Origin of the sequence: Aquimixticola soesokkakensis (assembly GCF_900172375.1) — a bacterium.
Classification (GTDB): domain Bacteria; phylum Pseudomonadota; class Alphaproteobacteria; order Rhodobacterales; family Rhodobacteraceae; genus Aquimixticola; species Aquimixticola soesokkakensis.
On record NZ_FWFS01000005.1, the window covers coordinates 77001 to 89020 of the forward strand.

12 protein-coding genes are annotated in these 12020 nt (G+C 60.1%); 6 read left to right on the forward strand and 6 right to left on the reverse strand.

The genetic code is table 11. The features are described 5' to 3' along the window. From AQS8620_RS07555 to AQS8620_RS07565, 3 genes are all read right to left on the reverse strand, one after another. Window positions 1–705, reverse strand: a complete 705-nt coding sequence (locus AQS8620_RS07555; RefSeq protein WP_085836252.1) for an ABC transporter ATP-binding protein — start codon at window positions 703–705, stop codon at window positions 1–3. Beyond that, window positions 702–1508 (reverse strand): ABC transporter ATP-binding protein, encoded by an 807-nt coding sequence (locus AQS8620_RS07560; protein ID WP_085836253.1) that lies wholly within the window; start codon window positions 1506–1508, stop codon window positions 702–704. Before AQS8620_RS07560 ends, AQS8620_RS07555 begins: the two co-directional genes overlap by 4 nt. 105 nt (window positions 1509–1613) lie before the next feature. After that, window positions 1614–2792, reverse strand: coding sequence for an ABC transporter substrate-binding protein (locus AQS8620_RS07565; protein ID WP_085836254.1), 1179 nt, complete (start codon window positions 2790–2792; stop codon window positions 1614–1616). Window positions 2793–3051: 259 nt separating this feature from the next. Between AQS8620_RS07565 and AQS8620_RS07570 the strand changes: the two genes are divergently transcribed. Next, a complete protein-coding gene (locus AQS8620_RS07570; protein WP_143267470.1) occupies window positions 3052–4152 on the forward strand; it encodes a PQQ-dependent sugar dehydrogenase in 1101 nt (366 codons plus the stop codon). Window positions 4153–4305: 153 nt separating this feature from the next. After that, the gene (locus AQS8620_RS07575) at window positions 4306–5676 is read left to right on the forward strand and encodes a class II 3-deoxy-7-phosphoheptulonate synthase (RefSeq protein WP_085836256.1); all 1371 of its coding nucleotides are present in this window, start codon (window positions 4306–4308) and stop codon (window positions 5674–5676) included. Window positions 5677–5785: 109 nt separating this feature from the next. On the opposite strand, the gene AQS8620_RS07580 is transcribed toward AQS8620_RS07575, so the two are convergent. Next, window positions 5786–6190: a GNAT family N-acetyltransferase gene (locus AQS8620_RS07580; RefSeq protein WP_085836257.1), complete on the reverse strand. Its 405-nt coding sequence runs from the start codon at window positions 6188–6190 to the stop codon at window positions 5786–5788. Window positions 6191–6365: 175 nt separating this feature from the next. Further along, a complete protein-coding gene (locus AQS8620_RS07585; RefSeq protein WP_085836412.1) occupies window positions 6366–7067 on the reverse strand; it encodes a PAS domain-containing protein in 702 nt (233 codons plus the stop codon). Window positions 7068–7681: 614 nt separating this feature from the next. Here AQS8620_RS07585 and gmk point away from each other — a divergent pair. After that, entirely contained in the window at window positions 7682–8338 is a 657-nt protein-coding gene (gene gmk, locus AQS8620_RS07590) for a guanylate kinase (RefSeq protein WP_085836258.1), read from the forward strand. A 25-nt stretch (window positions 8339–8363) separates the two neighbouring features. After that, window positions 8364–8894, forward strand: coding sequence for a gamma carbonic anhydrase family protein (locus AQS8620_RS07595; RefSeq protein WP_085836259.1), 531 nt, complete (start codon window positions 8364–8366; stop codon window positions 8892–8894). A 6-nt stretch (window positions 8895–8900) separates the two neighbouring features. Here the strand turns inward: AQS8620_RS07595 and AQS8620_RS07600 are convergent, their stop codons facing one another. Further along, on the reverse strand, window positions 8901–9299 hold the full coding sequence (locus tag AQS8620_RS07600; RefSeq protein WP_143267471.1) for a hypothetical protein: 399 nt from the start codon (window positions 9297–9299) through the stop codon (window positions 8901–8903). 312 nt (window positions 9300–9611) lie between these two features. Between AQS8620_RS07600 and AQS8620_RS07605 the strand changes: the two genes are divergently transcribed. Together AQS8620_RS07605 and AQS8620_RS07610 are read left to right on the forward strand one after the other, a co-directional pair. Further along, window positions 9612–10679, forward strand: coding sequence for a sensor histidine kinase (locus tag AQS8620_RS07605; protein ID WP_085836261.1), 1068 nt, complete (start codon window positions 9612–9614; stop codon window positions 10677–10679). A 205-nt stretch (window positions 10680–10884) separates the two neighbouring features. Beyond that, entirely contained in the window at window positions 10885–11925 is a 1041-nt protein-coding gene (locus tag AQS8620_RS07610; RefSeq protein ID WP_085836262.1) for a PstS family phosphate ABC transporter substrate-binding protein, read from the forward strand. Window positions 11926–12020: the final 95 nt, after the last annotated feature.

Sequence of the window (12020 nt, forward strand, 5' to 3'; positions counted from 1 at the left end):
TCAGCCCCCCAGAAAGGTGCGCCGCACCTCGGGATTTGCCAGCAATGCGGCACCCGTGTCGGTATAGGCATTGCCGCCCTGCACGAGAACATATCCTTTGTCAGCGATTTCAAGCGCTTGTCGGGCGTTTTGTTCGACCATGAGGATCGACACGCCGCTGCGCGCCACCTCGATGATCCGGTCGAACAGCTCATCCATGACGATGGGCGACACGCCTGCGGTGGGTTCATCCAGCAGCAGCAATTTCGGCTGGGTCATCAAGGCGCGGCCCACGGCGACCTGTTGGCGCTGCCCGCCGGACAATTCCCCCGCCGCCTGTGCGCGTTTTTCGCGCAGGATCGGAAAGAGATCGTAAATCTGTTCTATCGTCACCGAGATATCGTCGCGGCGCAGAAAGCCGCCCATTTCGAGGTTCTCCTCGACCGACATCGTGCCGAATATATTGTTCGTCTGGGGCACAAATCCCATGCCCTTGGCGACGCGATCCTGGGGCGAGAGTTTGGTGATGTCCTCGCCGTCAAAGACCACCGACCCCTCGCGCAGCGACATCATGCCGAACACGGCCTTCATCGCGGTGGATTTTCCGGCACCGTTGGGGCCGACGATCACGGCAATTTCGCCTTTTTCGACGGTGATATCGCAGCCTTGCAGAATATCCGCGCCGCCGTAGCCACCCCGCATCCGGGTTGCACAAAGAAAGCTCATGCGGGTGCTCCTGCGGCTTGGTCGGGGCTTTTGAGGCCTTTGTTCTTCAGCCCTGTGCCAAGATAGGCCTCGATCACCGCCTCGTTGGACATGATGGCTTCGGCCGTTCCGCGGGCGAGCACCTGGCCTTGGGCCATGACGATGACCGGATCGCAGAGCTGTTTGATGAAATCCATATCGTGTTCGATCATCACAAAGGTATAGCCGCGCTCGGTGTTCAGACGCTTAATGGCATCGCCAATCGTGTACAAAAGCGTGCGGTTGACGCCCGCGCCCACTTCGTCGAGGAACACGATCTTGGCATCGACCATCATCGTGCGGCCCAGTTCCAGAAGCTTTTTCTGCCCGCCCGAAATATTGCCCGCTTTTTCGTCGGCAATATGGGGAATGGTCAGAAACTCCAGCACCTCATCGGCCTTGGCGCGCAGGGCGCTTTCCTCGGCCTGAATGCGTTTGCGGTGAAACCACGTGTTCCACAGGCCTTCGCCCGATTGCGCCGCAGGCACCATCATCAGGTTCTCGCGCACCGTCATCGAGGAAAATTCATGCGCAATCTGAAAGGTGCGCAGCAACCCTTTGTGAAACAAGGCGTGGGGCGCAAGGCCGGTGATGTCCTCACCGTCGAAAATCACCCGCCCCGACGTGGGTTTCAACACCCCCGCGATCACGTTGAACAGTGACGTTTTGCCCGCGCCATTGGGGCCGATCAGGCCGGTGATCGACCCTTTCTCGATGGTGATCGATGCGCCATCGACGGCGCGAAAGCCCCCGAAATGCATGTGCAGGTCTTCGACAGTAATCATCAAATCTGTCCCCGTTACACCCCGGTGTCCCCGCCGTGGTGCCAGCTTCTACATGTGCGAAGTCCGACCCTGTGACAGGGCCGGACCTTGCAGTTTTCCAAAATTTTAGCGGATTTCGACGGTTTCGAAATCGCCATCGGTGATGGTGTAGTAGCGGTAGCTGCCTGCCGCTTCGCCCGCACCGATCAGCTCGACGTTGGTTGCGCCGACATAGTCGATGTCGCCGCCCGACTTGAGAATTTCGATGGCTTTGCCCAATTCGCCCGGCAGGATCGGCTCGCCCGGCGCGTTGGCAACGGCCATCAGGTTGGCTTTCACACCTTCGCGTGTCGGCTCGCCTGCGGCCAGAGCCAGAGCGATGAGGGCCGCCGCGTCGTAGCTTTCGCGGGTGTAGGCGCCGCTCGGTTCGATACCGGCTTCGGAGGCCAGCGCGTTGAAGGCTTCGGTGCCTTCGCCTTCGGACCAGGGCACGATCCCGATGGACCCGTCGATATCCGCGCCGAAGGTGTCGACAAGGCTTTGGCCGTACATGCCGTCGCCCAGCAGGAAGGTGTCAAACGCGCCGGTGTCGATGGCTGCCTGCATGATGCCCTTGCCGCCCTGATCGACGTAGCCAAGCACGACCAACACGTCGCCGCCCGCAGAGGCCAATGCGCCGATCTCGGCGGAATAGTCGCCTTTGCCGTCTTCATGGCTGGTGTTGATGGTGATCTCGCCATCGAAATTCGCCGCAAACGCATCCGACAGGCCTTTGCCGTAGTCGGAGTTGGTATAGGTCACGGCAACGCTTTCGATGCCTTTTTCTTCCAGCACATCTGCCAGAATTTCCCCCTGACGCGCATCGGAGGGCGAGGTACGGAAGAACAGGCCGTTGTCTTCGGCTTGCGAGAGCGCGGGCGAAGTGGCCGAGGGCGACACCATGACCACACCGTTGGGAACGGCGACATTGGCCAGAACAGCGCCCGTCACACCGGAACAATCGGCGCCCATGATGGCGACGACATTGTCGGAGGTCACAAGGCGTTCGCCCGCGGCGGTTGCGGCGGCAGAATCAGTGCAGGTGCTGTCGGCGCGCACGGGGGCCAGTGTGTAGCCCTCGAAAGCGCCGCTGTCGTTGACCTGGGTCAGGGCCAGTTCAGCGCTGGCAGCCATGCCGGGGGTGAGCGACTCGATCGGGCCGGTAAAGCCGAGAATCACGCCGACATTCAACGTTTCGCTGTCCTGGGCATAGCCCGCACCTGCAGCAATCATCGTGGCCGCAGAGGCCAAAAGCAGCTTTTTCATGTATCTCTCCCATATTGAGACTTTTCTGGGCCGCACGTCTTTGGCGCGGCTCCTGTGGGCAAACCTAGACAAGCTTTTACCAATTGGAAAGATATCCGCCGCATGGCCTTTTGGCTAAATCGTTGCTTTTGTCGCTTTACGCAGCGTCGGGGTGAAAATTCTTGCAGGCAACAAGCTACCTCGCGCAGGGGTGATGCCACATTCGTGCCGAAGGCCCTAAACTGGGGCAACCGACATTCTGATATTTTGGAGAGCCACCATGCGATTGATGACCCTCGGCCCGCTGTTTGTGGGAACCTTGCTGGCACCCCTTGCCGCTGATGCGGTGGAGCGCGCCACACAAAGCGGCCCTGTGGAGGTCACGCAGATCGTCACGGGGCTGGACATGCCCTGGGCGCTGGCGTTCCTGCCCGATGGGTCCACTTTGGTGAGCGAAAAATCCGGCCGGTTGCTGCGCGGTGTGGGGGGCACGATGGTGCCGGTCAGCGGCGTGCCGCAGGTGCGCGATTCCGGGCAGGGCGGCTTGCTTGATGTCATGGTGCCACGCGATTTCGCGACCAGCGGCGAGATTTTCCTGAGCTACGCCAAACCCATGGCGGGGGGCGCGGGCACGGCGCTGTTCAAGGGCAGGCTCGATCTGGAAAGCAACAGCCTGACGGGCGATGATATTTTCCAAATGTCGCAGGGCAGCCGCGCGGGGCAGCATTTCGGCTCGCGCATCGTTGAGGGCGCGGATGGAACGATCTACCTCACCATCGGCGAGCGCGGCGAGGGTCCGCTTGCCCAGGACCTGTCGCGCCACAACGGCAAAGTCGTGCGGATCAACCGTGACGGCTCACTGCCAAGTGACAATCCCTTTGTCGATACTGCCAAGGCGCAGCCCGACATCTGGTCCTACGGGCACCGCAATCCCCAGGGCGCGGCGATGGATGCCAGCGGCCAGATCTGGATCGCAGAACATGGCGCCAAAGGCGGGGATGAAATCAACCGCCTCGCAAAGGGCGCGAATTTCGGCTGGCCGGAAATTTCCTTTGGCACCAACTATAACGGCAGCGGCTTTGCCCAAGGGACAGCCGCACAGGGCATGACCCAGCCGCAGTTCTATTGGGACCCCTCTATGGCCCCCTCGGGCTATGCCATTGCCACCACATCGCAAATTGAGGACTGGCAGGGCGATCATTTCATCGGATCGCTGAAATTCGACTATATTTCCCACATTGATCCCGACAGCTGGAGCGAAGAACGCCTGTCCTGGCCCGAAACCGAGCGTGTGCGCGATGTGGTGAGTGCGCCGGATGGCACGCTGTGGTTTATCAGCGAGACGCGCGGCGCGATCTTTCGCATTTCGCCCAGCCTTTAGGCAGTTGCGCGAAATTTGGCCCGCTTTTATGGGTTTTCTTGTCGCGAGAGCGCGAATATAAGCATCTCGTTATCAGCGCTAACATCAGGTTAATTCTGACCTGTCGCACCGCGCCGAAACACAGCTTGAGACAGATAATTTTCGGAGAGAAACATGCAAGATTGGGTCAAAACTGCCTGGCGTTCCAAGCCTCGGGTGCAGATGCCCGTCTATACGGACGAGGCCGCGCTGACTGCTGTAGAAGCACAGCTTGCCAAATATCCGCCGCTTGTTTTTGCCGGTGAAACGCGCACGCTGAAATCGCAACTGGCCGCCGCTTCGCGGGGGGAGGCCTTTCTGCTGCAGGGCGGCGATTGTGCGGAAAGCTTTGCCGAATTTGGCGCGGACCTGATCCGCGACACGTTTAAAGTCATGCTGCAAATGTCCATGGTGCTGACCTTTGGCGCGAAAGTGCCCGTGGTCAAAGTGGGGCGTATGGCGGGTCAATTCGCCAAACCGCGCTCGGCCCCCACCGAAACCATTGGCGGCGTGGAATTGCCCAGCTACCGTGGCGATATCATCAACGGGTTCGATTTCACGCCCGAGGCGCGTATCCCCGATCCCCAGCGCATGTTGCAGGCCTACACGCAGGCCGCTGCCTCGCTTAACCTGCTGCGTGCCTTTTCCAAAGGCGGTTTTGCCGATATCCACCGCGTGCATGCCTGGACCCTGGGCTTTACCGAGCGTGACGAGGCGGAAAAATACCGCGACATGGCGAGCCGGATTCAGGATACGCTGGATTTCATCAAGGCGGCCGGCATGACGGGTAAAAGCAACCCCGACTTGCAAACCGTTGATTTCTATACCTCTCACGAGGCGCTTTTGCTGGAATACGAAGAGGCGCTGACGCGTGTGGACAGCACCTCCGGCCAGACGATTGCGGGCTCGGGCCATATGATCTGGATCGGGGATCGTACCCGTCAGCCTGACGGCGCCCATGTGGAATTCTGCCGTGGCGTGGCCAATCCCATCGGTCTGAAATGTGGTCCCACCACGACGCCTGAGGACCTCAAGGTCTTGATGAACAAGCTGAACCCTGAAAACGAGGCGGGGCGTCTGACGCTGATCGCGCGGTTCGGGGCGGGCAAAGTGGGCGATAACCTGCCACGTCTGATCAAAACGGTGCAGGATGAGGGCGCGAATGTCGTCTGGTCCTGCGATCCGATGCACGGCAATGTCATCAAATCCTCGACGGGCTATAAAACGCGGCCCTTCGATGCGATCTTGTCCGAAGTGCAGGATTTCTTTGCCATCCACCGCGCAGAAGGCACGGTTCCGGGCGGTGTTCATGTCGAAATGACCGGCAAGGATGTGACCGAATGCACCGGCGGCGTGCGCGCCGTGACCGATGAGGACCTGTCGGATCGCTATCACACCGCTTGCGATCCGCGTCTCAACGCCTCGCAATCGCTGGAACTCGCGTTCCTCGTGGCCGAAGAACTGTCCAGACGCAAACAGGACCAGGCGGCGGTCGTGAACGCCTAAGAGCTGTCGTAATCGCAAAAGGCGGGGAGGCCTGATGCTTGATTACGCGAGAAAGCCGACCCCTTGGGGGTCGGCTTTTTTAATGGAAACAGGTAGTTGTGCGCAGCCGTTAAACGCCTTTGTGAAAAATGAATGCCGCGTCGTGACGGGTGTAGCCCGCGTGTTCGTAAAAGGTCACGGCCTTGGGGGCGGACAACAGCAGATGGGTGTCGACATCGGGCGCTTGGCGGACGGTCATTTTCAACAACAGCTTGCCAATGCCATGCCCCTGATAGCTTTCATCCACCGCAAGGTCCGAACAATACAGGCAAAACGCCCAATCGGTGATCGAGCGGGCGACACCGACGATTTTGTCGCCATCGCGCGCGGTGACGATGATCTGCGCGCCGTCAATCATCGCCGCAAGCTTGGCAAGATCATCGGCGGGGCGGCGCGCCGCAAGACCGGAACTGCGCAACACCGTTTGAAATTCCTCAGCAGAAAGAGAGGGTTCGACCTGATAGGTAATGTCCATTGTGCGGATGCCTTGCGTTCTTGGATGGCGTATTTAGATGGGACTGCGACGACCAAAGGCCGTCAAGCGCGGTCTTTGGCTCTGTCGCAGTCTTACGCCGCCGGCAAAGGCAAGGCAAACCTATGTGTCAACGCGCGACGTGCTGCGCGCGTTCAGGGCCGCAGCCCCGCCGTTTTTATTCCTGCTCGTTGTGGACCAGACGCAGGGGCGGGCGGGCGCGCTCGGGGCCAAAGCCGCGCTTGGCTTCGGCAAAACCTTGGGGCGTGCGGGTCGGGCGCGGTGCCTCGGCGGGGTCGATGGTGCCCTGCGGGGTCAGATCGGGGGTGGCACTGTCGCTCAGAATGTCGCGCGCGATCACTTCGCTGACGTCAAAGCGGCGCGGCTGGCGGCCGATGGCACCGTGGGACTGGAAACAGCCCAGCACGCGGTTCACATCCCCAAGGTCGGATTTCAGCGGGCAAAGCAGCAATTGCGCCTCAAGCGGGCCGCGCCCGATGCCGCGCTCGCCGGTCAGCGTGATCTGGCTGATCTGCGGGCCTTCAAACACGGCTTCAAGGGCGGCGGCGATTTTGGTGCGGCTTTCGGGGGTGAACATTGCCGTCAAAGGCATGCCGCGCACCTCCATGCCCATCAGGTCGGTCAGATGCATGCCCGCAAGGCGAAAGCGCGCCACGCCGGGGGCGATGCGTTCCAGAATGAACGCATATTCAAGCGCCGATTGCATCCCGCGCGGATCGATATCCGAGCGCGCAGGCACGGGGCGCCCTTTGCGCAGGCCTTCCCAATAGGCTTCGACCTCTTTGAGGGCGGGAAAGGGGCTTGCCTTGCGCGGCATGAAAGACACGACGTTCGATCCGCTGACATATTCAATTTTCACGACGTTCACCTATTCAATCGATCCGCTGGAAACCCATGGACATCGGGGTCCGGTTTTCGGTCTGGCGGAAGTTAACATGTGGCAAGCAATCTTGCCTTGTCCTCAATATGCCACGACTCTGCCCCATTTGGGGAGAAAAACTAACGAATGGTTAATGTTCGGGCGCGTATTTGAGGTGAAATCGGGAGGTTACGCGCCCGGATCCGGCGCGAATTGACCAAAGCCGAGATATTTTTGACGCAATATGAAAGAGTTGCGGCCAAAGACCGATCGCTGTCTTTGGATCAAAATTTCTTTGGCTCTACCGCGTTGCACATGCCGCATAGCAGATATGCACCCTTCGGGACGGTCTGTTTTTTCTCTTTTCAGGCGGGAATTTAGAGAAATAAGGCGCAACTGTGGCACAGAACATGGTTAACGCGGTCCTCGGGGCGGGTGGGCTGCCGCAATTGTAAATTGGCGCCCTGTGGGCACTGGCTGGGGGATGCGCGGGCGGGAAGGGGGGGCGATTCTGTTTGACCTGCGGGGGACTTCCTCTGGCCCGCCAGCGCGCAGCCGTTTATAGGATGGCCAAAACACCTAAGTTTTCGTGACTTTGCCCAAAGGACTGTTTCATGACCGACACGCGCCGCGGCCTGCTTGTTATTTTGTCTTCGCCTTCGGGGGCCGGCAAATCCACCCTCGCGCGCCGGATGATGGATTGGGACACAAGCCTGCGGTTTTCGGTCTCGGCCACGACCCGCAGCCCGCGCGCCGGCGAAGTGGACGGCGAGCATTATCATTTCGTCGAGGAATCCGACTTCAAAACGATGGTCGCACAAGGGGAGATGCTTGAGCATGCCCATGTGTTTGGCAATTTCTACGGCTCGCCCGCCGCCCCCGTGCGCGAGGCGATCGAGGCGGGGCGCGATGTGTTGTTCGATGTGGACTGGCAGGGGGCACAGCAGATTTCCAACTCAAGCCTGCGCGACCATGTTCTGTCGATTTTCGTGCTGCCGCCCTCGATCCGCGAATTGCGCCGCCGCCTGGAAACGCGCGGACAAGACAGTGACGAGGTCATTTCCAAGCGGATGCAAAAAAGCTGGGACGAGATCAGCCATTGGGACGGCTATGATTACGTGCTGGTCAATGACGATCTGGACGCGAGTTTCGAGAAGCTTAAAGTGATCGTGACGGCGGAACGTATGCGCCGCGCCCAACAACCCGGGCTGGTCACCTTCGTGCGCAGCCTGCAAACGGAATTTCAGGAATTCGAAGACCGCGACGCTTAGGCGCGATGCGCCAGAAAGGGCCCAGATGACGCTTTATGCCTTGGACGACCACGCGCCGGTTTTGCCGGAAACCGGAGATGTCTGGATTGCGCCCGATGCCAATGTCATCGGCAAGGTCGTGTTGCAGGCGGGGGCCAATATCTGGTTTGGCGCGACGCTGCGCGGCGATAACGAAGTCATTTTGGTCGGCGCGGGCAGCAATATTCAGGAAAACTGCGTGTTGCACACGGATATGGGCTTTGGACTCGACATTGGTGCAGGCTGCACCATTGGCCATAAGGCCATGCTGCATGGCTGTGTGATCGGGGACAATACCCTGATCGGCATGGGGGCAACGGTGCTGAACGGGGCCAGAATCGGCAAGAATTGCCTGATCGGGGCAGGGGCGCTGGTGACGGAAGGGCGCGAGATACCCGACGGGTCTTTGGTGATGGGCGTCCCTGCCAAAGTCGTGCGCCCCCTGGAGCCTGCGCAGATCGACGGGCTGCGCGCCTCGGCGCTGCATTATCAAACCCGCGCGCGGCTGTTTCGCGACAGGTTGGTGGCGCTTGACTGAGGCGGCCTAGTTCAGCGTCGGGCTGAGGGCGTCATCGGCAAGGAAATCAAAATCGATATCGGGGCACAGGCCGCGCACTTCGCGCTTGATGATTTCGGGGCGCGGCAGGCCGACGGCTACGCTGCGATACAGGCCGCGAAATTCGAGCTGCGAGAGGCGCTGCGCCAGATCGAGGCAGTCGAAGGCCGCGCAAATCACCGGCGACAAGACGACATCGGGGCGCAGCGTCGCCATGAGGTCAAAGGTCAGTTCGTAAAAGTCGGCATAGTGCAGATCGGGTTCATCGATGATGGCGCCACCTTTCAACCGCCAGCGCGCAACCTCGCCAACGACCAGAATGCGGGTCTGGTTCTGGTCGGGTTTCCTGGAGGTCGATTGCGCATAGAGGGGCGTTGGTGGTGTCATCATAATCGTCATGCCGATCAGCGATTCCCGCTTTGGTTGGTCATTGAACCTATTGAAGCGTATAATTTTTCCTAAATGCAATATCGGATTTCACATTTGCAAATCATCGCATTTTGCAAAAGTGTTACATTTTTTGCGCAGGCTCGCGCCTGATACCCGCTGCGCAGTCCGCGGATAAACCGTGCTTCACCCCGCAGCGCGCGGCGCGAACAGGGGGCGGCAGCATTTGACAGGCCGCGCCTGAAAGGAGAAACCTGCAGGCACCGTCTCTGCCCGAGCAGCGGCCCGCAAGACACTATGTCAGGACAGATCATGCCCAGTGATACGATCTCCAGCAATTCGGCACATGCCAGTGCGCAGTCTTTGGTCGCGGCGGTGCCATTGCCCGCTCTGGCCATTTCCATAGACGAGAGGATCGCGGCCGCGAATGCGCGTGCCGAGGAGCTGCTGGAAAACATCGGGCAGGGGCGGCCCTATATTACCGCGCTGCGCCAGCCGATGTTGCTGGATGTCATCGAAGCCGCGTTGCGGATCGGGCAGGCGGGCGAGGCAAGTTTTCGCAAGGCAGATGGCGCGCGCGACATGAGCTTTCGCGCCCATGTGACGCCCCTGTCGCTGAGCGACTTCAAGGGGGTTCTGGTCTGTTTCGAAGATGAAACGCCGCTGCAAGAGGCGGGGCAGATGCGGCGCGATTTCGTCGCCAATGTCAGCCATGAATTGCGCACGCCCCTCACGGCGATGATGGGATTTATCGAAACCCTGCGCGGTCCGGCACGCGATGATGCCGGCGCGCGCGACCGGTTTTTGGGGATCATGGACCGCGAAGCCCATCGGATGAACCGGCTGGTGGGGGATCTTTTGTCGCTCAGCCGCGTCGAATCAGAAGAGCGGATGCGCCCGACAGAAGCGGTTGATATCGCGGGCAGTTTGCGCGCGTGTATTTCGACCCTGCGTCCGCAGGCCGAGGCGCGCGGCGTCACCATCCGCATGGAGGGCTGTGACGACAGCGCCGTCGTGCCCGGCGACAGTCACCAATTGGTGCAGGTTTTTACCAATCTGATCGAAAACGCGATCAAATACGGGCGCAAGGACAGCGAAGTGTCCGTCTGCATCACCAATCACGTGTTGGAACCCACGCTGCGCGGCGCCGCGTTGCGCATTGATATCGCCGATCAGGGCGAGGGTATTTCGCCCGTTCACATTCCGCGACTCACCGAACGGTTTTACCGCGTTGATTCCCATCGCTCGCGCGAAATGGGCGGCACGGGCCTTGGGCTGGCGATTGTAAAACACATCGTGTCGCGTCATCGCGGGCGTTTGCGCATCGAAAGCCACGCAGGGCAGGGCAGTTGTTTTTCGGTTATTTTGCCCAAGGAATAAGGGGTTGCGCCGTTAAGGACTCCGTCACAGGTCTTAAGGCTCTGTGACAGGCGGGGCGGATTTCGCAGGTGCTGGCGACCTTTGTCATAAACCTGTTACATTGCTGTCACAAAAGCGTGGCGAAACGGCCTTAGGTCACGGCTCACGAGACGCAGGAAGCGCCTCGAAGAGTTTTAAAGACACCGAAAGACATCAGGAGTTACATATGTCCTTTGTGAAACTGTCCGCCTCCGTGCTGGCGATTGCCGCAGTCTCCGCCACCGCCGCCGCTGCGCGCGATCAGGTTCAGGTTGCAGGTTCGTCGACCGTTCTGCCCTACGCTTCCATCGTGGCAGAAGCCTTCGGCGAAAACTTCGATTTCCCCACGCCGGTCGTTGAATCCGGTGGGTCCTCCGCAGGTCTCAAGCAATTCTGTGACGGCGTTGGCGAGAACACCATCGACGTTGCAAACGCATCGCGCGCCATCAAATCCTCCGAAGTCGAAACCTGCGCGGCCAACGGCGTGACCGACATCATGGAAGTGCGCATCGGCTATGATGGCATCGTGTTCGCAAGCCAGCTGAACGGCCCCGAGTTCACCGCTTTCACCCCAGCCGACATCTACAGCGCGCTGACCGCGCAAACGCTGGTTGACGGCGCATTGGCCGACAACGCGGTGACCACCTGGGACCAGGTGAACCCCGAGCTTCCCGCCGTTGAAATCGCAGCCTTCATTCCGGGCACCAAACACGGCACCCGTGAAGTGTTCGAAGAAAAAGTGCTGCTGCAAGGCTGTGAAGACACCGGCGCAATGGAAGCGATGATCGCCTCCGGGATGTCCGAAGATGACGCAGAAGGCGCCTGCATGGCGGTGCGCACCGATGGCATGTCGGTCGACATCGACGGCGACTACACCGAAACGCTTGCGCGGATCGGCAACAACCCCAACGGCATCGGCGTCTTTGGTCTGGCATTCTACGAGAACAACACCGACACGCTGAAAGTGGCGACAGTGTCGGGCGTTGAGCCCTCCACCGAAACCATCGCGTCCGGCGACTACCCCGTGTCGCGCCCGCTCTACTTCTACGTCAAGAAAGCCCATATCGGCGTGATCCCCGGTCTCAAAGAATACGCTGAGTTCTTCGTGTCCGACGACATGGCTGGCCCCGATGGCCCGCTCTCGGCTTACGGCCTCGTGTCCGACCCCGAACTTGCTGCAACGCAGGCTTCGGTTGCTGACGAAACCGTCATGGGCACCATGAACTAAGGCAGGCCACAAGGCAGGCCAAAACTTAGGCCAAACGCCTTTTACCATTGGCGGCGGCGCGGGATTTCTTGCGCCGCCGTTTCGACGAAAAGCTC

Coding starts and splice junctions, on each gene's coding strand:
- AQS8620_RS07580 (WP_085836257.1), bottom strand. CDS start 6,190: ATGGACATTACCTATCAGGTCGAACCCTCTCTTTCTGCTGAGGAATTT.
- AQS8620_RS07555 (WP_085836252.1), bottom strand. CDS start 705: ATGAGCTTTCTTTGTGCAACCCGGATGCGGGGTGGCTACGGCGGCGCG.
- gmk (WP_085836258.1), top strand. CDS start 7,682: ATGACCGACACGCGCCGCGGCCTGCTTGTTATTTTGTCTTCGCCTTCG.
- AQS8620_RS07565 (WP_085836254.1), bottom strand. CDS start 2,792: ATGAAAAAGCTGCTTTTGGCCTCTGCGGCCACGATGATTGCTGCAGGT.
- AQS8620_RS07610 (WP_085836262.1), top strand. CDS start 10,885: ATGTCCTTTGTGAAACTGTCCGCCTCCGTGCTGGCGATTGCCGCAGTC.
- AQS8620_RS07560 (WP_085836253.1), bottom strand. CDS start 1,508: ATGATTACTGTCGAAGACCTGCACATGCATTTCGGGGGCTTTCGCGCC.
- AQS8620_RS07605 (WP_085836261.1), top strand. CDS start 9,612: ATGCCCAGTGATACGATCTCCAGCAATTCGGCACATGCCAGTGCGCAG.
- AQS8620_RS07600 (WP_143267471.1), bottom strand. CDS start 9,299: ATGACACCACCAACGCCCCTCTATGCGCAATCGACCTCCAGGAAACCC.
- AQS8620_RS07575 (WP_085836256.1), top strand. CDS start 4,306: ATGCAAGATTGGGTCAAAACTGCCTGGCGTTCCAAGCCTCGGGTGCAG.
- AQS8620_RS07570 (WP_143267470.1), top strand. CDS start 3,052: ATGCGATTGATGACCCTCGGCCCGCTGTTTGTGGGAACCTTGCTGGCA.
- AQS8620_RS07595 (WP_085836259.1), top strand. CDS start 8,364: ATGACGCTTTATGCCTTGGACGACCACGCGCCGGTTTTGCCGGAAACC.